The 23,639-nt window shown below is 58.2% G+C and carries 16 protein-coding genes and 1 pseudogene (1 of these 17 running past the window's edge); 2 read left to right on the top strand and 15 right to left on the bottom strand.

From position 1 onward, the window contains the following. Positions 1–16: 16 nt before the first annotated feature. Positions 17–796, top strand: a complete 780-nt coding sequence (locus tag FVQ81_05185; protein MBW7995961.1) for a hypothetical protein — start codon at positions 17–19, stop codon at positions 794–796. 443 nt (positions 797–1,239) lie between these two features. After that, positions 1,240–1,767 (top strand): transposase, encoded by a 528-nt coding sequence (locus tag FVQ81_05180; GenBank protein MBW7995960.1) that lies wholly within the window; start codon positions 1,240–1,242, stop codon positions 1,765–1,767. Positions 1,768–1,886: 119 nt separating this feature from the next. On the opposite strand, the gene FVQ81_05175 is transcribed toward FVQ81_05180, so the two are convergent. The 15 genes and pseudogenes from FVQ81_05175 to mfd all read right to left on the bottom strand — a co-directional run. Then, the gene (locus FVQ81_05175; protein MBW7995959.1) at positions 1,887–2,300 is read right to left on the bottom strand and encodes a hypothetical protein; all 414 of its coding nucleotides are present in this window, start codon (positions 2,298–2,300) and stop codon (positions 1,887–1,889) included. 123 nt (positions 2,301–2,423) lie between these two features. Beyond that, complete coding sequence (locus FVQ81_05170) at positions 2,424–3,338, bottom strand: hypothetical protein (protein MBW7995958.1); 915 nt, start codon at positions 3,336–3,338, stop codon at positions 2,424–2,426. A 19-nt stretch (positions 3,339–3,357) separates the two neighbouring features. Next, positions 3,358–7,767, bottom strand: a complete 4,410-nt coding sequence (locus FVQ81_05165) for a hypothetical protein (protein MBW7995957.1) — start codon at positions 7,765–7,767, stop codon at positions 3,358–3,360. 225 nt (positions 7,768–7,992) lie between these two features. Then, the gene (gene rimO, locus FVQ81_05160) at positions 7,993–9,366 is read right to left on the bottom strand and encodes a 30S ribosomal protein S12 methylthiotransferase RimO (protein MBW7995956.1); all 1,374 of its coding nucleotides are present in this window, start codon (positions 9,364–9,366) and stop codon (positions 7,993–7,995) included. Between the two features lie 198 nt (positions 9,367–9,564). Next, positions 9,565–10,488, bottom strand: coding sequence for a hypothetical protein (locus FVQ81_05155; GenBank protein ID MBW7995955.1), 924 nt, complete (start codon positions 10,486–10,488; stop codon positions 9,565–9,567). A 1-nt stretch (position 10,489) separates the two neighbouring features. Beyond that, positions 10,490–11,206 carry a DNA alkylation repair protein gene (locus FVQ81_05150; protein ID MBW7995954.1) on the bottom strand — a complete coding sequence of 239 codons (717 nt, stop codon included), beginning with the start codon at positions 11,204–11,206 and terminating at the stop codon, positions 10,490–10,492. Positions 11,207–11,253: 47 nt separating this feature from the next. Next, entirely contained in the window at positions 11,254–11,940 is a 687-nt protein-coding gene (locus tag FVQ81_05145; protein MBW7995953.1) for an outer membrane lipoprotein carrier protein LolA, read from the bottom strand. A 144-nt stretch (positions 11,941–12,084) separates the two neighbouring features. Beyond that, positions 12,085–14,796: an N-6 DNA methylase gene (locus FVQ81_05140; protein ID MBW7995952.1), complete on the bottom strand. Its 2,712-nt coding sequence runs from the start codon at positions 14,794–14,796 to the stop codon at positions 12,085–12,087. Positions 14,797–15,048: 252 nt separating this feature from the next. Beyond that, the gene (locus tag FVQ81_05135; GenBank protein ID MBW7995951.1) at positions 15,049–17,499 is read right to left on the bottom strand and encodes a DNA translocase FtsK; all 2,451 of its coding nucleotides are present in this window, start codon (positions 17,497–17,499) and stop codon (positions 15,049–15,051) included. 546 nt (positions 17,500–18,045) lie between these two features. Continuing rightward, positions 18,046–18,369, bottom strand: a complete 324-nt coding sequence (locus FVQ81_05130; protein MBW7995950.1) for a hypothetical protein — start codon at positions 18,367–18,369, stop codon at positions 18,046–18,048. Between the two features lie 179 nt (positions 18,370–18,548). Further along, a complete protein-coding gene (locus FVQ81_05125) occupies positions 18,549–19,190 on the bottom strand; it encodes a hypothetical protein (protein ID MBW7995949.1) in 642 nt (213 codons plus the stop codon). A gap of 129 nt (positions 19,191–19,319) precedes the next feature. After that, on the bottom strand, positions 19,320–19,688 hold the full coding sequence (locus tag FVQ81_05120) for a hypothetical protein (protein MBW7995948.1): 369 nt from the start codon (positions 19,686–19,688) through the stop codon (positions 19,320–19,322). 27 nt (positions 19,689–19,715) lie between these two features. Continuing rightward, positions 19,716–19,946: a hypothetical protein gene (locus FVQ81_05115; GenBank protein ID MBW7995947.1), complete on the bottom strand. Its 231-nt coding sequence runs from the start codon at positions 19,944–19,946 to the stop codon at positions 19,716–19,718. 179 nt (positions 19,947–20,125) lie between these two features. Beyond that, positions 20,126–20,557 carry a hypothetical protein gene (locus FVQ81_05110; GenBank protein MBW7995946.1) on the bottom strand — a complete coding sequence of 144 codons (432 nt, stop codon included), beginning with the start codon at positions 20,555–20,557 and terminating at the stop codon, positions 20,126–20,128. A 143-nt stretch (positions 20,558–20,700) separates the two neighbouring features. Next, positions 20,701–23,639: pseudogene (gene mfd, locus FVQ81_05105) on the bottom strand (transcription-repair coupling factor); it runs 463 nt beyond the window's last position.

Genomic DNA, 23,639 nt, shown 5'->3' with positions numbered 1-23,639 from the left:
TCACTCGGGATTCCTGATGACTCACAAATCCAACAAGCTGCGAAAAATTCTCTCCGGAGGAGGCGTGGCGGTCGGTACGGCGGTCCACTCCTGGAGCCCGAATGTAGTCGAGATCGCCGGACACGCCGGCCTGGATTTTATCCGGATCGACGGCGAGCACTCGTGGCGGCGCGATTTCACTGCCGAGAACCTGATCCGCGCGGCCGTTATCGCCGATATCTGCCCGGTGCTGAGAGTGGACAAAGACGACCCTTACCTGGTGCGCAAGGCGCTGGAGATCGGGGCCGGAGCCGTGCTGGTGCCTAATATTGTCACCCGCGACGACTGCGAGGCGGTAGTGCGGGCGGCCAAATTTCCGCCGAAAGGTATCCGCGGTTACGCCGGCGATTGTTTTTCCGCCGACTGGGGCACCGACGCCGGCAAACCCTGGGTGGAGTGGAGCGATGCCGAGCCGATGGTGGGGGTGATGATCGAGCACGTGGACGCCATGCCGCACCTGGACGAGATATTGGCCGTGGACGGGCTGGACTGGGTGATGTTCGGGGCGGCCGACTACAGCTTGTCGCTCGGCCTGCGGAGGCCGGAGCGTTACAACGACAAGGTGCTGGCGGCCACGGAGAAAGTGATTGCGGTGGCTGACAAGGCCGGCGTGCCCCTGGCCCTGCCGTGCGAAATCGAGAACGCCGAGCGCTACTACAGGATGGGCGTGCGGATGCTGGAGATTTTATCCGACCTGCTGACCCTGCACGAGACATGGGTGGAGCAGGGCAAGGCTGTGCGGGCGCTGAAAAAATGATGGAGCTGCAAACAGGTATTTCTGTCCCGTAGGGACGAACCTGGTGTTCGCCCGCATGTTTACGCGAAATCCACACACCCCGCCCGCTGACGCGGGCACCCCTCTTGATAGAGGGGATTCTTATTGGAGCAATCTAATAACAAAAGGGCACTAAAGAAGTGATCGGTAAAGAAGGAGTGGTTTACCACCAAGCGCTATTTCGGCTGGGGACTAAGGCCGATAACGTGGCAGGGCTGGGTTTACGTGGTGGTGGTTGTAGCCGGGGTATTTTTTCTACGCTTTCAATCTCTTGTGGTAGTCGATGATCAAACAAGATTCGTATTGTCATTTGTCTGGTTACTGATTTTCCTGGCGGACATGATCCACATCTGGATTTCTTTGAAGGGGAAGTAGAAAAAAAGTAGGGGCGACGCATGCGTCGCCCGTTAATTTTTTGCCCAATAATGAACAAATTACCTGAAAAGTCAAACCGCAAAAACATTCGCTTGCCTGACTTCGATTATACCTCGCCGGGAGCATATTTTGTTACCATCTCGACCAAAGATAGTAAATGCCTTTTTGGAGATGTTATTATTGGAAAGATGAGGTTGAGTGCCATTGGAAGAATAGTAAGTAGATGTTGGGAGGAAATTCCAAACCATTGTCCTTTAGTGACCTTGGATCAATTCATTGTCATGCCAAACCATATCCATGGATTGATAAATATCCCTGAACATACGGCGGGCGACGCATGCATCGCCCCTACGCAAAGATTGTCCGGACCTGCAAAGGGTTCCCTTGGAGCGATTATAGGCCCGTTCAAATCCGCCGCGACAAGAGAGATCAATCTCTTACGTGGTTCCCCAGGTGTGCAGGTCTGGCAAAGAGGTTACTACGAGCGCGTTATACGTAAAGGTGATGATTTGCCGGATATCCGGGAATACATACTAAATAATCAGTTACGCTGGGAGATCGACAGGGAAAAACCGTGATAAGTCGGAATATTTGCAGATGCCGCAGGGGGCGACGCATGCGTCGCCTGGTTTGAATTAGCTCCAAAGAAAAAGGGCGCTTTTCAGCGCCCTTTTTAATATCCCAATTATACCCGATCTCACTCCTCGAACTGCTGCAGCGTGCTGGCCAGTTCCAGTTCCTCGGCGCTCAACTCCTCGGTGAGTCCCCCACCGGAGTTGCCGCCGCCGCTAATCTTTCCCGGGTTCTGCTGCTGCTCTTCCATTTCCTGGATCGCGTGCATCACCTCGGTGATCTCGTGCACCAGCCGCGCGGTGTACTGCGAGCTCTGGGTCAGGTATTGCACGTGACGCAATATCTGGCCGAACACGCTCACCCTGTCGATCAGCGCGGCCAGCAGCAGGATAATCACGCCTCCGGCCAGGGCCACCAGGGCGGTCACCCGTACGGCCAGGTCGTCGCTGGTCACCATCACCAGCACCGCCACCGCGGCGGTGGCCAGGCCGACTGCCAGCACCAGGATACGGCCGATGGAAGCCAATTTCTGTTTCATTGTCAAACCCCCCAGTCTAGGTTCCGCCCATCGGTTGGGCAAAAACCTGTCAGCTTCATCGTAATGCGATGTTCGATTGTATTTTACCAGAAAACCGGGGGTTTAGTCAACTATCTTTTTTAATCAGAAATCGATACTCATTCCCAGCCGGTGGGTTGTACCCAGACCGCTGCCGCCCGCGTCGATCTCGGCGGCGTAGTCGATCCGGAACGCGCCGGGGGTGAACCCCAGGCCGAACGAGGGATAGGTGCGGTCGAAACGGTGGGTGAGGCCGCCGCGGGCGGTGGCCAGTTCGGGCATCAGCACGTACTCGACTCCCAGGGCGAACGAATTGAAATGGCCCTGCTCGAACCGCAGTTCCGCGGCCCCCAACAGCCCGTCGATTATCAGATACGTGGCTCCCAGCTCGATCTCCAGCGGCAGTTTGTCACCCAGACCGGTGTCCCACTCCACTCGGCTGATCGCGTTGCGCACCACGAGAGCGACAGTGGTCCAGGGGTCGGGACGGACAAACACCGCCAGGTCGAGCGCTCCGCCCTTGCCCCCGGCGTCGTCGATATCAGTCGAGATGAAATAGCCTTTCAGAGCCGCGCCGACCGCGAAATATTGACCGAACCGTTTGCCCAGCCCGTAGGAAACCGTATTCTCCGCGTACCCCAGTTCGCCCTCGCCGCCCGGCCCCTCCACATCGGTGCCGCGCCAGTTCCAGTAAAGCCCCGCCGCGCCGTAGCCCTTATCCGGCTGGACATACTCCAGATAAATGTTGCGCACCAGGCCCAGCCCGCTCATGTCGGCGTAGCTGATCCCGGTCGAACGGCTGTCGGTAAAACCAAGCCTGGCCGGGTTATGGTACGCGCCGCCGAGGTTCTCCACCACCGCCGCGTACACTCCGCCCATTCCGGCGCCCCGGACACTCACCGGGTAGCTGGCGAACGCCCCGGCGGTCACCGAGCTGGACGCGGCCAGGATCGCCACGGGCAGCGACAGCAGCAGTGCCGCAGTAGAAATCAGGAGGATTGTCGTTTTGATCCGAGTCACCTTACCAGCTCACTCCGCGCTATCTTCTGGCGACAGCCAGGGTCTTGCGAATCCGCTCCGTGCGGCCATCGCTGAAAGTCACTTCCCAGTAGTAGATAAACACGCCGTTGTTGACATACTTGCCGCCGTCGTTTGCCAGCAGCCACTCGGCGCTCACCTGGTTGCCGTTGGAACCGATCCTGCCGGTGGCGTCGATTCTGCGCACGAGGTCGCCGCGAAGGTTGAAGATCCGCAGGATGGCCCTGGTGATAGTGGTGCCCCCGCGCCCGGAGACGAAACTAATATGAGCGCTTGTCCGCGCCGGGACCTCCTCGACATAGGCCGTGCTGGCCCCGGAGCCCGTTCCCTCGTTATTGACCACCGGAATACTGAACAGGGCCGATTGCCCGGCCAGGTCGGTTGCGGTCAGCCTCAGCTTATGCAGGCCTCCCTGTGAGAACGCCGCCAGGCTGTACTCGATTGTGGTTTCATCGAGCCAGCGCCTGCTCAGCGGCGAGAACTCCCGTCCCGAGGGATCGATCACCACCGCGCTGGTGGCGTCCCGGTCGATACCCGCTACCTGAGGGTAACTGCCGCCGTCGGTCAGCGCCACCGTGACCAGGGTCCCGCCGGCAGAGGGATCGACTGCGACACTCACAGTGTCGGGAGGAAGGTTGTCATTGGTGAATATCGTGTTGACATCACGCTGCTGTCCCAGCGAAGCCGCGTCGTAGAACGCTTCGACCGCGTACAGGCCGTCGTCGGTCCCGTCCACCGCCAGGGTGTCGCTGAACGTAAATACCAGGCTGTCCCCGACTACAGTGCTCGTTCCGCCCGCCAGTACGCCGTTGCGGGTTACCCGAATCGTGCTGCCGCTCCCGGCCGCTTCGTCTTCCGGCAGGCCGTCGGCCCACACCACGACCGCGCTCAGCCCTCCGCTAACGATCGAGCTGTCCGGCGGAAAAACGGTAAGTATGCCGGTGACATTGAGCGGGAACGGGATCTGAACCGTGCGGCTGTTGCCGGCGGCATCGAGAATCGACAGGCTGAGGATATAAATGCCAGCCGCCTGCGGCTTGCCGCCCACTATTGTGATAATGAGCGTGTTGCTGCCATCGTAATTGGTGACAAACTGCACCGGCTGACCATCCGGGCCGGACATTGCGGCCGACGCGCTCAAAATAACCACCCCCGACGAGTCCGTACCCTCAACAGCCGGGCGGTCCGTGACACTGACGCGGATCGTGCTGCTGTCACCCACGAATACCACTGCCACGGTGTCCGGAGCGACATTGTCCAGGATGAAACTCAGAGTCGTATCCAGCTCCCCGCCCAAAACGTCAACAGCATGGACGTTCAGCGAGTACCGGCCGTCTGCTTCGCCGCTATTTGAAATCAGGCCGTCGAGTGTCAGGGCCAGCGTGTCTCCGGTTCGGGCCACTGTGCCCTCGAGTGCTGATGAATCGGGCGACAGCAGAGTTATTGCAGTAGCGTCCCAGTCGATCCCCGCCCCGGCCACATCCTCCAGCAGAACCCACGAGCGCAGCGGCTGGGTGATATCTTCCGTGCGCACCGGACCGCCGTAGGGTTCGCTTGCCGCAACCACCCGCGGGCGCACCTGTTCACCGCCGATCGCGAACTGGCGGGTGAGCTGGCGCGAGTTGCCCGCCCGGTCGAAAACCGTGATATCGATCGAATAGATCCCCGCCGCGCCCAGCGGCGGATCGAACTCCACGAACAGCGTGCTGTCCCCGTCGTTGGTGAATGATTTCTGCTGCGAGGCAACCGCCGGCACGTCGATCCTGCTTTGCAGCAGACTCACACCGGAGCCCGGAATGATGTCCCGAAGAGTCACTGCCACTCTCGCCGAGTCCGCTGTCACGCTCAGCGTGTCGGGACGGCGGGTGTCGTTGAACAGCGAGTCGGAGCCGACCAGGGTGGCGGTGGCCGGATCGTCGTCGTTGACAACCATCACCAGCACGAACCAGCCGTCCATCGAGCCGTCGGTGGCGATATTCTGCGTAACGGTGTACTCGATATTGCCGTTAACCACCCGCCAGTCGCCCTCGATAATATCCTGGGTCGAGCGGTTGATCATCGCCACCGTGCTGGCGGCGCTGTCAAGCCCGGTGCCGCTGTGGTCGGTGATATGGGCCGTGAAAATCCACTGACTGCCGCTCTGCGAGAGGTCAAGCAGGCTGTTAAGATACCCGCCGCGCGACAGGTTGACACTCAGGCTGTCCAGGCTGGGCGCGGGCCGGGCCTGACCGAGGTTGAATACTACACGAAGAGATCCCTGGTTGCCTAGACTGTCGGCGAACGTGGCGATCAAGGTGTCCGTGCCCAGCGCTGTCTGCTCGGTCGCAGGAACGAACCGCACCGTATCCGGTTCAACCAACAATACGCTGCCGCTGATTTCCCGTCCTGAGGGACCGGCCACCCTCAGGCTGGTCTTGCTCAGTTCGACTCCCGTGGCGGCTCCGGAAGTGTCAGAGAGCACTAATTCGAGTGTATCGGAGGGGCCGAACGATGTAAGCAGCGTGCCGATCAGGGAAATTCTTTCACCACCTGAGCGAATTACGGTATCTACCGCCACCGGTGGCTGAGTGTCCAGTATAACTGCCTGGGTGTCGCTGACAGTGGGGCCGTTACCGACTCGATCGAAACTATGCGCGAATATGCGTTTAATGCCATCACCGCCCAAAACAAGTTGAATTGTGAAAACACCTGTAGAACCCGCCTCTGTAATAGTCTGAATTTCAGAATTGAGATAGATTATAACCGAATCGTTGGCACTGGCGCGTCCGTCAACAGCCAGAGTACCCTGATTCGTTCTCCTCGGCAATGGAGAAAGAAATACTTCTTCCGGCGGCGCATTATCTACCCGGACTAATGTTCTGGATTCGGTAGTCTCAAAAGTTATCGGGTCAAATACCGAGAGAATAACACGGTAATTCTGTTCCAGATTTTGGCTGACGAATTCTCCAACATCATTTTTGCCATCCCAACTAATATTGTGAGACCCTTCCTGTTGCTCGCGATTACTGTACAAAGTTCTCACCAGATTATTCTGGACGAATGCGGTGCTGTCCCTGAAAATCTGCAGTGTCACTGTACCGGCGCGGTTTATGGTGTAGCTTATTGTGGTTAAATCCAATCGATTGTTCTGGTCCGCAGGGCTGATAGTGTCCGGAGATGCAACCAAGCCTGATATCGCAAAGGCTTCGCTGATCGCGGTCACCTGGCCTGTCTGCCTGGCCAGATTTCCGCTTTCGTCAACAGCGGTGATGATGAAGGTGTAGGTATCGTCGGGCAGTTCCGTTGCCAGCGATGCGGTATATGACCCGTTACCGATAAACGGAGGATCGAGCTCGAGGTATGACGCCACCTGCTCGTTGGAGCTGTTGTTCACCTCCACCCGAACGTTGCCCGCAAAAGTGCGCACTTCCACCAGATTGCTCGGATTGTCGTTACGGCTCCCATCCTCGTTGAATACCTTATCGATGAAGCTGAATTTAACCAGTGAAGTCACACTGCGGTCCGCTGGATTATCCTGATCATGGCCGGGGATTTCCACATTGGACGATACCGCCACGGTGTCCCCTGAATCCAGAACCCGTCCACCCTGGATGACAAAGCTGATAGACTCGATGTTCAGATTTTTCGGAATGAACTGCAACTTTATCGGCGCAAAAGGGACGTCTAGTGTGTCGCTGTTGAGAAACTCGTCGGTCGTATTCCCGGTGTCCAGATTGAATGATATTGGATTACCTTCATTATCGTAGCTGATGCTGAAGGCGATATCGCCTACTTTCGCGTTATTCGGCAATCCCGAGAGGGTAAATGTAATATTCGCTTCGTCGTTGATCTTATCGCCATTGGGGCTGAACGGGTTGGGTGAAACTCCGACCGAGCTGATTACCGGCGGGTTGCTGTCGATCTGCAGAGTACCGGTAACCGGCTGGGTGGTGAACTGGTCGTCGGCGTCCAGGTCCTCGGCGCGGATCAGGTAGGTATAAGTCGAGTCCGGCACCTGCAGGGCGCCGAGCATGCCGTCCCAGATGTATTCGTTGAGACCGCTTACAGCCGCACTGTCCAAATAAATCATATCCGAGGCGAACGGCACGTCCGAGTCGCCCAGGCGCAGAGTGTCGTTGAGCGGGCCTGAATGCAGCGTGACGCCATCGACCACCACCGGATTGGAAAACCAGACCAGCTCGATTGTGACCGCGGAGGCTTCGGTGAGCGTAAAACTGAATTTTGTGGTTTCGTTGACCCCGTCGTTGTTGGGGCTGAACGGGTTAGGCTCAACTTTGACGTTGGAGACGACAACGGGCTGGTCCTGGGCAAATGCGGGAACCGCGAACAGGAGACAGAGAAGCAAGGCAAGGAGGGCAATTGTCCCGAGATGCTTGGCGGCTGGTTTGGCTCCGGAACAAATGGTCGGCATGGTCGGCCCATAAAGTGGTAAATTTGCCCGAGTGGATACGGCATCCCCTGCCGGCACCCCTCGCGGTCTGCGGTCCCGAAACATCCCCGGAGACATTCGTCTCCGCCGGCCGCCCGGGACCGTGCACGAACGCCGCTTCATCCGCTGAAACGGCGTGACTGGATAATTTTAATTCCGGCGCGCCAAAAACACAACCTGTAGGACCGCGGCGCGCATCTCATTCGCTCACCCGGCGGCCGGAGCGCCGAACAGGTCGTAGTCGCCGCTTTCGGTGATCGAGACAGGGATTATCCGTCCCGGAGAGATTGAATTTTCCCCGTCGACTGAATCGGTAAAAAACACCTGGCCGTCGACCTCGGGAGCATGCGCCCGGCTGCGTCCCGCCCAGCGGTATTGCCCGCCGGGAGCCTCATCGGCAGCTGCCTGCCGCTCCACCAGCACCGGGACTGTCCGGCCCACCCGCGCTTGGTTCAATTCGGCGCTGATATCCCGCTGGAGTTCCATCACCGCCTCCAGGCGACGTTCCTTCTCGGCGCGGGGAACGCTGTCCGGCCAGTCGGCCGCGCGGGTGCCCTCCTCCTGGGAGTAGACAAATGCGCCCAGGCGGTCGAACCGCACCTGGGCGATAAACTCCAGCAGTTGCTCGAAATCCCGCCGGCCCTCGCCGGGAAACCCCACCATCACCGTGGTGCGCAGCACGGGATTGTCAACCAGCCGCCGGGCCATCCCGACCAGCTCGATCATCTCCTCGCGGTTCACTCCGCGGCCCATGCGCTCCAGCATCCTGTCGCTGGCATGCTGGACCGGCATGTCGAGATAGGGCACGATCCGGTCCTCCGCGCCGATCAGCCGCAGGACCTGCTCGTCCAGACGAGCCGGGTGTGTGTAGAGCAGCCTGATCCACGGGACCGAGGTTTCTTGCAGCAAATCTTCCAGCAGGCCGGTCAAACCGGCGGGTGAACCCTGACGGTCCGCGCCCCAGGCGGTGACATCCTGGGCGATCAGCACCAGCTCTTTCACGCCCAGGCTCTCAAGATAACGGGCCTCCTCCACGATATCCCCGGCGGTGCGGCTGGCCAGCGAACCCCGGATCAGCGGGATCGCGCAGTAGCTGCAGCGGTTGCTGCAGCCCTCGGACACCTTGAGGTAGGCCCAGCCCTGGCCCGCGGTCTCGACCACGCGGGGGACAGCGGGAAGGTCGCAGGAAGCGGGAGCGGCGATACCCAGCCTGCCGCGGAGCTGGTCCGGCAGCGAGCGCTGGTCCGCTCCGACACCGATAAAAATATCCACCTCGGGCAGACTTTCGGCCAGTTCGGCGCGGTAGCGCTGGGCCATGCAGCCCACCACGGCCAGCACCCGGCAGGCAGCGGTCTGTTTGAGACGGGCGGCTTCGAGGATTGTCTCCACCGCCTCCTCGCGGGCAGGCTCGATAAAGGCGCAGGTGTTGACCACCACCGCCTCGGCCACGGCCAGGTCCTCCACCGGCTCGAACCCGCCGTTGCGAAGGTCGGCCAGCATGTACTCGCTGTCCACCTCGTTCTTGGCGCAGCCCAGGGTAATCAGACCGACAGGAATAGCCCGACCGGCATCTGTCTGCAACTCGTTCTCCTCTCACAAATTCAGCGGGCGGACAGATGGGTCCGCCCCTACACCCGAAATTCCCCTCTATCAAGAGGGGTGCCCGTGAAACTGGCGGAGTGTGTTCCTTGTGTCTTTACCCTCCGGCATATCAAACTACCGAGACTCACTAATGCCCGCGCGGGCGACGCATGCGTCGCCCCTAGATCGTAATATCCCTCAGCGGTTGTCGATAAACAGCACCACCAGCGCGCACTTGAGCCAGAGGTTCATGAAGATACCCAGCACCGCCCCCAGCGGCGCCCCGACAATCTGCATCGCCATGCCCAGCGGAGCGCTCCAGTCCCGGACGAACTTGCCGCCCATCGAAAACGGCGCTGACACGCCCCAGCTCAGGAAACCGAGCAGGATCATGGCTAACACGAAGACCACAACCAGCGTCCAGCGGGAGGTGAAAAACCGCCAGGCCCTGCCCAGCGCCCCTCCCGCCGCGCAGCCCTCGACCCTGGCGGCGGCCAGGGCGAACTGATACCAGAGAAACGCCAGCCAGCCGGTGAGAACGGTCAGCAGGCCCGTGACCACGGCTCCGGCCACCGAGATTATCAGCACCGGCGATGTGAAACCCAGTCCGCCAGCCACGAGGTCGGGTACCTTGAAGGCCAGGATCGAGACGAATGCCAGCAGGGCCAGCCCCGGCAGCAGAGGCAGCAGCGAGGCCAGCGTGGCTGTCCCCATGCTGTGGCCGAACAGAGCGGAACCCTCGCTCCAGAACTCCATGTGGTCGACCTTGCCCGCCCCCTGTTCGCCGGGGACAATCCCGCGGGCGACCACGCCTGTCAGCGCTCCCTGGTAGAACAGCAGCACGATTATGTAGATCGCAAAACCGACAAAGCTGCCCGCCAGCGACCACAGGATAAGCTGTCCGTGGCCCAGCACGAACGCTGCCGGGTCGGTGAACAGCAGCCCCGGCTCGAAATAGCGTCCCTTTTGCCACCAGTACAGCACCGGCAGGCCGGTGCCTCCCAGCAAAAGGACCGGGCCGGTGAACGAATAGAGAAACGCCCAGCCCAGCAGCCAGATATTGCTGAGAATCAGCGCGCCTGAACGGCGCAGGGAGGAGATTATCCGTTCGACAGTCCCCATCTTACGTCCCTTTCCTTGCGGTGAGCCTGCCTTGGACCTTGCTACCGGTCAGTTCGCGAAGAGCCCCGTGAGCCACCCAGCACTCGGCCTTGCCTCCTGTCCCGGCCAGTTCCACAGCCAGTGCGATCGCCCTGGAGTTCAGCCTCACGTTGCGCTTGCCGATCTGGCGCAGGGCCCAGTTGACCGCTTTCTTCACCAGCGGGCGTTCGTCTTTCGCCCCCCGGCGGATGAGTTTAAGCAGCGGAGTGAAACTGCTGTCGGGCGCGCGCTTGTCGTGGACCGCCAGCCAGGCCATCATCGTGAACCCAGCCCGCTTGACAAACAGCTCATCGCGACGGCTCCACTCCCCGGCTTTCTCCCAGGCAGCGACGGTCTTGCGGAACAGGCTGCCGCAGGTGGTGTCGCACAAGGCCCAGCTGTCGAAAGCCGCGGCCCAGAGATCCATCAGTTCGCCGTCCACTTCCGCGGGGTCGGCCAGCAGGGCGGCCAGCAGACGGCTCTCGTGGATACCCTCGTCCCAGAGTTCCAGCGCCAGGGCGTGGTTGACACCGATTTCGCGGGACATGGCACGAATAGCCGTCATCGGTACACCCAGCGCCCGGCCGGGTTTAATTCCGTAACGGGCCATACCCTCGATATTTTCCCGGCTGCCCATCGCCTCCAAGCGCTTGATCGTGTTCCGAGCTGTCAAACCATCTCTCCGGCCAGGCCTGGTCATCATCTGCCGTCGATATAAATCCTCATGATCCTGCGCGCCGGGGTCGGTCACGGCGCGCGCTCCCCGCCCGGAGACTCCGCTTCCAGCACCTGGGCCTCGGCAGGAGGCTCGAACGAAAACATCGCCGGGGGCAGCTCAATTCCCGCCCTGTGCCCTGCCAGATCGAACGTATTGAAATTCCCGCTCTCGTCGACATAGCGCACCGCCCGGGTGGCGAAAGTCCGGGTACCGACCCAGGCGCGCAGGGAGCGGTAGTAGGCGGTCCGGCTGCGCGGCTGGAGCTCCAGCACATAGCACTCCGTTCCGCCGCGCCTTTCCGTGCCGGTCAGCCTGCCGCTGAACCGTTCGGCCATCCTGCCGCCGAGGATATAGACCGGAGCCTCGCCCGGCTCCTGTTTCATCGGCGCGCGCAGCACCTGGGGGACCTCCTGTTGAGGCATGTAGAACCACCAGTCCGTCCCGTCGGCCACCAGCAGCTGACCTTCCGGCTTGCTGTATTCGAGCCTGATCAGATTCGGCTTGAGGAAAAAGAGCGTCCCGCTGAAAGTCTCGCTTTTCTCCAGGACGGGGACCTCGACAAGCTGGGTGAAACTGGCCTGGAGGCTCGAAACCGTCTCGTAATAGCGGTCGATGCCCGCCAGCACGGCCTGGAAATCAGCGGCGCTGCCGGCTGCGGGAACCAACAGGAAAAGCACCAGCGGATAAAACCATGTTTTCCGGGGGATAATTCTCATCGGTTGATGCCATTCATGATAGAAAATGTGGTAGTATATGGGACCGCTGTCAGATTTGTCGAGAAAAAGGAAAAATTACGGAATTATCCCGCTATTGGCATTGCTTCCTTTATTCAAATCCTGAGTGAGTTACCTTAAAAGACGCTAATTCAACACCTGTAACATTTGAGATTCAAGTTGTTCAGACTGATTGCGTAGGTTGATAGATTGAATCAGTTTATCCATTACAGATTTTACTATCTTGGCCTGTTCGTCTTTGTTTGGTGGAAGTAAAATTCTTAACTTTCTGACAGACGTGTAATCAAGAGCCAACCGAGATGAGCCAGTGGCTGCCCTATCTATCTGCGGACGACAAAGTTCTGTATTTAGAACGACGCTCAAATATTCAGGAAGCACATCGTCATTCACGCGAATACGTACACTATGTTGATTCATATTGGCCTCTCCGAAGTGGTCAGGAACAACAGCGGCAATACCATAAGAACCAGTTATAGTAAATACCACGTCATCTTTTCTTAGTTGTGACCTTTTCAAGGTAACGGTGTGAGTATGGGAGTCAATACAGTGGTCTACTTCTGGATTCCAAACTAGACGGTTTGGGCGAACATTTTGAACTCGAATGAACTTCGCACCCTCATCAGGATAGGCAGCTCCTAAAGGCGTTGCACCACCAGTGAGCGCCTCTTTACTATCTATTAGCAGACTTTCCAGCGGAAAAACTTTCCACTTGCGTTCTTGGGCTATTTTCTCAAGCAAATTCATGCTGGTGAAATATCGTGGATTAAAGAATTGAGCATCAAGTCGCTTGGTGGGATTATTAGACAACAGACTATCGACTATGAACCCTGTGGTGGATGACTGCTCGCTTAATTTCCCGGTTTCTTCAAACTGGCGATAGCGTTCCAAAATCTGAGGCAATTCATTAAGCTGCGGGCGTTCTTTTCCAGAGTCGTTGTGCCCTATGTTCACACATAATGCCATAAATATGCTTGGCTGAGGCTCTAACGGGACAGTTTTTTTTCTAAGGTATAACACGGATGTGGATACTGAACCCTGAGCCTTGACAAACGCGTTTTTTGGTAGTGAGATTACTGCCTTAATCACAAAATGGTTTAGGATATATTCCCTGAAGGGGCAAGCAGTTCGAGTATTGAGGACGCTATCATCCATTACGGTAAGTAGTCTGCCACCCTTCTCTAACAAATCCCAATAGCGCTCAATAAACATAACTGAGGATTTTAGAGACGTTCTCGGCCTGCCCTTTTCATCTATAGAGAGACTATAATCATTCAGAACACTCAATTCTTTAGGGTCTTTTCTTTCATAGGTCATTGAGAATGGTGGATTACTAAGAATGGTGGTGAAATTTATCTTGTCGGTCACTAACATAGTGCGTAGTTCATCAATTTCCTGTTTCGTACTGATAGGTAATCCGGCTTCTACTCGTAACTGCTTATCCAGCGAGTCAGCATAGTAAATTCGGCTTCCTCCATCTTTATGAAGAAGCATATTTAATCTGGCGATTCTAGCAATTGGCGGGTCTTGTCCTGCATCTATACCCCACAAGGCTTCCGTCCGTAATTGTTTAATAAGGGTATCTTTTTCAATCTGACTCAAGCCTTTATTATTATTGAGCGTCTCACTCATATTAGCCATTGCTTCAATCAGGAATCCGCCTGTACCACAACAGCCATCTATAACTCTATCCATATGTTCTGCCGATGCGCGGAGCTTGGCCATTTTGACCATAAATTTCACTACCGCTCTTGGGGTAAAAAATTGCCCCAATGCTTGCCCCCTCATCGTAGCCGTCAAGAATGTTTCAAACAGTCTGCCATTCAAGTCTTCATCTACTGCGTAAAGGTCAAGATGTTCAAGTATTTTGATAACTTCTTTTACGGTGGACGGCGCTAGTCTTATGCCTTCACCTTGTTCAAATATTCTCTTCTTTTCTTTTTGCAGGATTTGCAGTTCAATTGACTGGGCTAATTGCGAAAACAATATTGTATCGATTGGGTTGTCCGTAACCTCTTCCATTTCATTTATCCAATGTACGGAGAGACGGACATATTCTCTGGGTACATATCCAGCAACTAGACCTATTGGCGGTTGCGAAGATACCTTTTCGTGCAATTTCCTATCCTCGCTGATCTTAACAAACATGATTTTAGCAAATTCATAAAACGCTGAGGCGGGACTCCTCTTTTCCGCTTTCCAAATCTTCCGATGGCACATTTCAAATATGCTTGGTAGGTCCGGGGGGGTGACCGTTCTAAATTCAAAAGCCTCGGTTTGCGCCTTAGTCTTCTGTTGGACGGCTAACGCTTCTCTGCTCAAATCATGCTTGAGCAACTCAAATTTTGCATTCCCATCCACAAAATCCTCAAAACTGAGGTCGTGCATAATGTTGTCACTATCATAGTGCTTGACTAGTAGCTTGTGCCCATTTATGCCGACGCAATATTGGTCTGGTTTCGGAGCGGTCATATGGCGTCTGATTACTGAGGCATATAATTGTGAATCCTCCACACCATCTTCCGCTGCCTCATCAGGGTGTTTTGCGTCGATTATGAGAACGGGTTTCCCTTTTCCCTTTTGTGAGTAGGCTAGATAATCAGGAAAGTACCGTTTGCGCTTCTTGCCCTTACCGACCATCTCTTTATGAATACTTGCTTTGGTTTCTAAATAGTCAGAGCTATACCCCAAATCGACCAGCAGGGGCAAAATGAAGAACTGTTCCACATCGCTCTCATTTTTCAGGGAAGCTAATGCACAGTATTTATTGATAATATTACTCGGAGTTATTTTTTCTTCTCCTCGTTCCGGCGGAGTTCCTTCTGATAGAGACTGTGACATTTTGCCTTTCCACGACTAAATAAAAGTGAACTCAACTTGTTTTACATCCTTCTCGCCTTTCTTTTCTTCCCTTGCTTCTGCCAATCTTTTCATTCTTTGGCTTCTTGAGTCAGGACAAGCGCGTTAAAGGTTTTCTTTGTAATTCTCCATTGTCGTAAAAGCTTTTTGAATCCCGATAATCGACATTAAATGCCTGACCAGCCTGGGATAGCCAAAATCTGTCAATACCAATAAAGGGATAATTCCGAAAAATTATTCAATGCCGAAAGCAGCCAGGTCTTCCTCGGCGATCAGCACCTCTCGCGGTTTGCTGCCGTCGGGCGGCCCGACAATCCCGGCGCACTCCAACTGGTCCACAATCCGCCCGGCGCGGGCGTAACCAACTTTCAGCCGGCGCTGGATCAGCGAGGTGGACCCCTGATCGTGGCGCACCACCAGTTTGGCCGCCTCGCCGAACAGCTCGTCGCGGTCCTCTTCCTCCTCCAGCCCCTCGATCTGCGGTGTGAAGTCCTCGAGGATTCCGCTGCGCGGCCCGGGTTCGCCGGCGTCCTCCTCATCACTCCCGCCATCGGTGAACCACGGCTGCCCGCGCCAGTGCTCGGCCAGCTTTTCCGCTTCCTCGCTGGACAGGTAGGCGCCCTGAATCCGCACCGGGTCCGACTGGCCGGAGGGCACGAACAGCATGTCGCCGTTGCGCAGGAGCTGCTCGGCGCCGCCGGCATCGAGAATCGTGCGGCTGTCGGTTTTGGAATAGACCTGGAAGCTGAGCCGGCTGGGGAAATTGGCCTTGATCAGCCCGGTGATCACATCGACCGAGGGCCGCTGGGTGGCGACCACCAGGTGGATTCCCACCGCCCGGGCCATCTGGGCCAGCCGGACCAGCCCGGCCTCGATATCGTTCTTGACTTCGCTGCACATCAGGTCGCTGAGCTCGTCGATCAGGATGATGATATAGGGCATCGGCACCTGCTCGTCCTGAAGGGTGCCGTCCAGCTCTTTCACCGGATGGCCCGAGGCCAGCTTGGTGTTGTAGTCCTCGATACTGCGCACACTGTTGCGCGAGAGCAGGCGGTAGCGGTGCTCCATCTCGGCGGCGGCCCACTTGAACAGCCTGGCGGTTTCCCTGGCGTCGGTTACCACCGGGTGCAGCAGATGGGGGATGTCGTTGTAGAGGCTGAGTTCGATCATCTTGGGGTCGATCATCAGCATCCGCACCTGGTCGGGTCCGAAATTGAACAGGATGCTGGCGATAATCATGTTCATGCAGACGCTCTTGCCGCTGCCGGTGGTACCGGCGATCAGCAGATGGGGCAGACGCGTGAGGTCGGCGACCCTGATCCGGCCCTCGAGGTCCTTGCCCAGGCCGATCGGGAGGTGCTGGGTGCTGCGGCGGAAATCGTCGGTTTCGAATATATCGCGCGCGGAAACCATCTCCAGCACGGGGTTGGGCAGCTCGACCCCCACCGCTCCCTTGCCGGGAATCGGAGCCATGATCCGCACCTTTTTGGCGTGCATCGCCATCGCCAGGTCGTCGGCCAGGGCGGCGATCCTGTTGACTTTGATTCCCGTGGCGGGCTTGATCTCGAAGGTGCTGACCTGCGGGCCGCGGGTGATATTGATCAGTTCGCCCTCGACACTGAAATCGGCCAGCTTGCTCATCAGCACCCGGCCCATTTTCTCCAGTTCCTCGCGGCTGACAATCTGGCCGGCTCCACTGCGGTCTTCGAGCAGCTCCAGGGACGGCAGCTCGTAGCCGCCCTCGCCCGCGGGAGTGTCCAGGCTGGGGCCGCTCGCGGCGCGCGAAGGGCGCTGTTGCTCATCGTCCTGCTCGTCCTCATTTGCTGCGCCGGGTTCCGCTGACGGCTGCTCGTCGAGAATCCCCAGGTCGAACTGGAAATCCTCCTGCAGCTCTCCGGGCGACGGCTCAAACTCCGGTCCCGGTCCGGCGTCATCCGGCTCCTCGGAAAGCGGCTCCTCCGGAGGCTTCTTCTCCCTGCGCGGTTTTTTCCTTTTTGCCGGACGGTCCGAAACCACTTTCAGCGCGGTTGCCAGAAGACCGCCAACCAGTGCCGCCGCCCTCACCAACCAGCCCGCGACAGTCCTGAGCGACAGCCCGGAATAGAAAATCAGGAACAGCACAAACACCGCCGACACCGCCACATAGGCCCCCACCGGACCCAGCCCCAGGCTCAACATCCCGGCCAGCCAGCTGCCCAGCCTGCCGGCGCTCCAGTCCAGCGAAACTGTTTCGGGTTCGCCGCCCAGGCCGATCAGGATAACCGCGGCCGCACCCATGACCAGAGAGTAGACTGTTATCCGCGCGTAAACGCGCGATCCCCGTCCGCTGAACAGACGCCAGCCCCAGACCACCAGCAGCACGGGCAGCCCGTATGCCAGTACGCCCAGCAGGTCCTTGAGCGATTCGTTGACAAACTTGCCCGCCAGTCCCACCAGGTTACGGTAGCCCTGATCGGCGCTAGCCAGGAACGGGGCCAGGACCCCGCGCGGCAGAAGACTGAGCGCGCAGAGCAGCCCCAGGGCCACCAGCAGGATTCCCAGTGCCTCTTCCCTGCGGTCGCCGTTTTTTCTATTCGATGATTTCCTGGGCAATTGCCCGCCTCCGGGCGGAATTAGGTGGATCAGGGCGCAACCCGGCCTGTGATACCGGTCCATGATGACCTGAATCAAGATAAAGCGGTGCATATCCCTTGTCAATCGGGCAGTTAGGCTGTGGTGGCCGAATTCACGGCCAGGGGCCGCCGGTATGGGCAGCCGCACTGTTACTCAATCAGTCACAAAGGGGCCGTACTGTTACTGGTCAACTAACAACAAGAGCGGAGCAGCTGTCGGATTTCCGGCAGTCGGCAGGAAGAATTGCAGGATATCTGTTAGTCCGGTATCTTCCCCGGTCCCCGCATTCCGCGCGTATCCCCGGAGTCAAACCGGCCCGTACCGGTTATCTGCAATAAAAAAGGCCGCAAGATCTATCCAGGGGCATTTTGAGCACACTTCTTGCATCTGCTGTCAGGCATGTAACCGGGCAGACACAAATAGCCGAGGAGAGGCAGAGATGGGAAATGCGCTACTGACTAACGAGCAGATAAAGCAGCTTGTCAATTCGTGGGAAAACGCCCCGGCGGGTTCGCAGGAGCAGAAACTGATCGAGGACCTGTTCCTGATCACGGAAACGCCCATGCCGCTTACAGGAGAGAGAGGCAGAAGCCAGGCCGCCTGAGCGGATCATTCCGCTCAGCCTCCTGCCTGGTCCATCATAGTCCGCAGTTCGGCAAGCTTCTTTTCCAGCCCGGGAATCTTGAATATCTCACCGTAACGCTCCAGCACGTCGGCCAGATCGACCAGCACGACAGCGCCGCCAAATTCGTCCATCTTGCCGCCGCTTTTGGCGATATTCTCAACCAGGCGAACGACGAGAGTTTTCAGCGTGGCAGCCAGCTCGCTTTTCTCATCGCCGTCGGTCTTTGCCGGGCCATCGATCCTGATTTTCTCCAATCGGTACTCGGCCTGCTCCAGCTCGTCCAGGATCTGTTCATTCTCCTCGAACAGGCTGCTCATGAAATTCCCCCGGTTTGAATTGCCTGCAAGAAAGCTCTCCTCAGGCATGGCAGCCCAAAGGGGGAAAATAAAGAAATTCCTGGAAATTGACTATCCCCGGGGCGGAGCTGCGAGGTACTAAACTTGATTTCATCAGATCAGTGTCGAACGACAGGGTAAATTTAACACCTCAGGAAAGATTATTCAATCTGTTCGTCCGGGGGCGCTACGTAGTAGGGGTGGCAAACCGTGCAGCTTTTCCTGTCTTCCACCGAGCTGACCGTCAGTTGGAAGCGCCGGCTGAAAGTTCCATCGTGGCAGCGGCCGCAGTCCTTTTTCATCATGGGCCAGTTAGTTTTGTATTTGCCCACCGCGTCCGGGTCGCGATGGACCACCCCCCGGTGGCACTCTACGCATTCCATGCCGTACTTTTCAATATGTGCCCGGTGGCCGATTACCAGGCCCTGGCCTTTGAGGCTGTTCTCGGGCAGGTCCTCGTAGCCCAGTTCATTTACGAAAAGAATCGCCCCGTGGCAGTCCCGGCAGTTCTGCGTTGAAATGGGCAAGGGGTCCTCGTGGGGTGAGATATGCGTGCCCCGGGTCAGGGCAACCAGCAGGTCGCGAACTCCCTGGGCCTGACCTTTGAGCGCACCCGCGATTCCCGGCTCAACGTGGCAGTCCCGGCAGTTAGCGCTCTTGTGTGAAGACACTTTCCAACTCCCATGCTGGTCCGTGTGGCAGTAGCCGCAGGCGAAATTGCTTTCGGCCACCTCGAGCGTTGCACCGTAGGCCAGGATCAGCCCGGCCAGGGCGATTGCGGTTATTTTCAGTTTTGCAGTCATTAAAAAGTTTTCATTTATCTAGTTTGGAAAGAAGGGAAGGCAGGGTCCCCCGCCTTCCCTTCTCCTGTCTTTGAGCCAACCTGGCTCATGTGGAAAATACCCTTTTTCCCCTGCGGTCCGGTTGTGGCTTTACTGGCCGGTCATTTCTTCCAGTTCGGCCCTCAGCTCTTCTGCATTGGACCAGGCCTGCCAGAGCACCAGCTTGCCTTCACGGTCAATCAGCGCCAGACTGTTGGGCGCGCCGCCGCCGAGAGAGTTCTGCACACAATCCTTGCCGATCCTGTCAATCATAATCGGCCGGTTATTACCAAATGACTCAATCATCTCGAGCGCGTAGGCTTGGCGTTCCTCATAGGTCTTGGTGGCTTTCTTGGCCGTGAAATCGAACCTCTTATCGTCGTTCTTCTCACTGTAATCTTCGCCCGGGTGCGGCTCCCTGGTGTAGACGTTGTAGAAATCAACGCCTTTATCCTTGAAGTCGGCGGCAATCTTGTCCATCGCGGGTATTTTCTTCAGGTAGGGAGGTCAGGTGCAGGCTCCCATCTCGATGGCAAGAATCCGCCCCCGCTGATCTGAGAGCTTGAACGTGCCGCCATCGACCAGCGGCAGTTCGAAATCCTCAACCACTGCTCCAATCGGCGGGCCCTGCCAGCCGGGCTGCCGGCGCCGCGTTCGCTCCTGGGCAAGAACGCTGTCAAAGAGCAATAAAACCAGGCAAACACAAACCAGGCCAGTCCAGGCCCGTTTCCATGTCATCCGCGCCTCCTTGGGATAAGGTGAATTTTTATGCCTAGGAGATCTCCGCTCTGACTGAGATGGAGTAGAGCGACACTCCCCATCTTAATATTACAACGCGCAGGCGGATTAATGCAAAAGAAAAAGGACCGTCGCCGGTCCTTTTTCCGAAGTTCAGGTTTGCATCAACCCGCAATCTTTCAGGCCCCCTGTTGCAGGATCTGGCGCACCCGCTCGCGCGAGACGCCGATCTTGCGGCCGATTTCGGCCTTGCTCAGCCCCTTCTTTTCAAGTTGAAAGATCCATCTGCGGGTCTTGGGAGTCATCTTCCGCCACTTGGGCCGCCTTGCGCCGAACTCCGTGAGAACCTGCGAAATCCGGTTCTCGGTCAGGTTATATTTTTCGGCCAGCCGGCTCAGCGAATAGCCCTGCTTGAAATCACGGACTATTTTTTCGTTGCGCTTCTCGAGCGACTCCCTGCCGTCGGGCTTGATCTGGAACCCGAACTTCAGCTTGTGGCCGAGCAATTCCAGGGCCATGTTAACAGCCTTTTTCATTTGCACCACCTCGCTGAGTTTTAGCTGCTCAAGCTGTGGCAGTTGCCTGCCTAATAGTAATACAGCACAACCCATGCCAATGTTTCAAAAATATTCAGGCGGCAAAGCAGATGTACGCTGTAAAACTATCTCGCCGGGACCGAAGGCGGGCGCGGTCAGGCGACTTTGGCTAACTGGCCGTAAAAAACTTGACAGTGAATTTTGGACAGTGAAGCGGCTTAGCGGCCGTCAGGGGAATCGGCGGGATTGTCGCCGTCGGCGACGGCGTCTTCCACGTAGCGCTCCGGGTCGGCGGCCATCCCGGCCAGCACATCGGTGATAGACTCCAGCGCGTCCCGGATATCCGGCGTGTCGAGAATGACCGCCAGCGGCTGCAGGCTGACCATCTTCTTTTCGCCCGCTATCCGCTCGAGCGCCAAGCTGACCTGGGCCAGGCGGTAGCGAATCTCGCGGCCGAAATCGAGCTTGCAGTAGCCCGCGCTGATAAAGACGCTCTCCATGCCCAGCTTAGAGGCGTGGACCCGGAGACAGGTCTTGGCCATCAGGTTTTGCGCTTCCTGCGGAAGTTCACCGTAGCGGTCGGCCAGCTCGGCGGCGGTTTCCTCGATCTCGTCCGGTTCGGTGATCCGGCTGATTTTACGGTAATGGGCCAGTTTCTGCTTGCTGTCCGGCACGTACTCGTCGGGCAGAAACGCCGGGAGGTCGAGATTGATCTTGGCCGTCTGTGCGGTTTCCGCCGGGGAGGGCTCGGTTTTGACCGCGGCGATCGCCTCCCTGAGCAGCTTGAGGTAGGTGTCGAAGCCCACCGCGTTGATAAACCCGTGCTGCTGGCTGCCCAGGATATTACCCGTGCCGCGCAGTTCCAGATCCCGCATGGCGATCTCGTAGCCGCTGCCCAGCTCGGTGTACTCCTCCAGCACGCGAAGGCGCTTAACCGCCTCATCGGTGACCAGCCGCCGGGGCGGTACCAGCAGGTAGGCGTAGGCGCGATGGTAGCTGCGGCCAACCCGGCCGCGGAGCTGGTAGAGCTGGCTGAGGCCGAACCTGTCGGCGCGGTTGACGATAATCGTGTTGGCGTTGGGGAAATCCAGCCCGTTTTCGATAATCATCGTCGAGAGCAGCACGTCGATTTCCCGCTCCTGGAACCGGCGCATGGCGCTTTCCAGCTCCCGCTCGGGCATCTGGCCGTGAGCGATCGCGATCCTGGCGTCGGGGACAATCCGGCGCAGCATGTCGTAGAACGCGCAGATCGAGCCGACCCGGTTGTGGACGAAAAACACCTGGCCGTCGCGGGCCAGCTCGCGGTGGATCGCCTCGGCGATCACGCCCTCGCCGAACGGGCAGACCTGGGTGATTATCGGCAGGCGGTCCTGCGGCGGCGTGGTGATCAGCGACAGGTCGCGTACATTCATCAGGCTAAGATGCAGGGTGCGGGGGATCGGGGTGGCGGACATCGCCAGTGTGTCCACCGTGCGCTTGATCCGCTTCAGCTTCTCTTTCTGCCTGACCCCGAACCGCTGCTCCTCGTCGATTATCAGCAGGCCGAGGTCCTGGAACTTGACGTCCTTACTGATCAGGCGGTGCGTGCCGATAATCACGTCCACCCTGCCTTCGGCCAGACGCTTGATAATCTGTTTCTGCTCAGCCGGGGTCTTGAAGCGGCTGAGTGTTTCCACCTCGACCGGGAAATCGGCCAGGCGCTGGCTGAACGTGATATTGTGCTGCTGGGCCAGCACCGTGGTGGGCACCAGCACGACCACCTGCTTGTTGTCCTGGATCGCCTTGAACGCCGCGCGGACAGCCACCTCGGTTTTGCCGAAGCCGACATCGCCGCAGAGCAGGCGGTCCATGCAGGTGGAGCTTTCCATGTCTTCCTTGATCTCGTCGATAGCGCGCAACTGGTCGTGGGTTTCCTCGTAGATAAACGCTTCCTCCAGTTCGCGCTGCCACTGGGTGTCGGGAGCGAACGCGTGTCCGCCGCGCACCTTGCGCTCGGCGTAGAGCTCGATCAGCTCGGCGGTCATGTCCTCGATCGCCTTGATCGTCCTGCTTTTGACTTTCTCCCACTGGCTGCCGCCGATCTTGTGGATCGTCGGCACCGCGCCGTCCTCGGCGCTGAACCGCTCCACCAGGTCCAGCTGGTCGATCGGGACATAGAGGAAATCGCCGTCGGCGTACTCCAGCCACAAGCACTCCACCGTGGCGCTCTCGGTGGTGATTTTCCTGATCCCCCGGTAGCGGCCGATCCCGTAGTCGATATGGACCACGAAATCGCCCTCGCCCAGAGTCGAGAAACTCTCCAGGGCCGGGGCGCGTTTGTAGCGGCGACGGGAGGGCAGGTGACGGAAGCGGTGGAAAATCTCGTGGTCGGTGTAGACTGTCAGCCCGGCCTCACCGAGCACGAAGCCGGTCTCCAGGCTGCCGATCGCCAGCCCGGTGGCCTCGACAGCCTCGCCGAGCAGTTCCTCCAGACGGTCCAGCTGTCCTTTGTTGTCGCAGACAATCAGGTTGCGACGGCCCTCGTCGTGGTCGGAGCGGAGACGGCCGCGCAGCATGTCGAGATTGCGGTTGACCGCCGGGGGCTCGCGGGTGTCGAACCGGATGGAGACGACTCCGCTTTCTGCGCGCTGGTGCAGGGAGCGCAGGTCGGCGCGGGTGAATTTTTTTACGCTCGCGGCCAGTTGATCTGCTGTGAGGTATAGTTCAGCGGGCGGACGGATCGCCGCGCCGCGCCGCTCGGACGCTGTGCGGAAATAACCCTCCACTTCCTCCTCGAACCGTTTGGCCTCCTCCAGCACGGCGTCACGATCGTCGAACAGCACCAGGCTGTCATCATCGAGATAGGCCAGGATATCGGTGAGCTGTTCCTCGTCCTCCGGCATTCTCTCCCAGCCGAAACTTTCCACCACCGGCAGCATGACGGCTTCCTCCAGACGGGCCACCGAGCGCTGGTCGGCGATCTCGAACGAGCGGATTTCCTCGACCTCGTCGCCAAACAACTCGATCCGCACGGGGTTGTCCATCCCGTAGCCGTACACGTCGAGAATCCCGCCGCGAAGACTGAAGCCGCCGACCTCCTCGACCATTGCCTCGCGACGGTAGCCGAGATCCACCAGGCCACCCAGCAGGTCTTCGAGATCCACGCTTTCACCGGCCT

The organism is Candidatus Glassbacteria bacterium, assembly GCA_019456185.1.
Classification (GTDB): Bacteria; Gemmatimonadota; Glassbacteria; order GWA2-58-10; family GWA2-58-10; genus JAJRTS01.
This window is presented reverse-complemented; position numbering and strand designations above follow the sequence as displayed.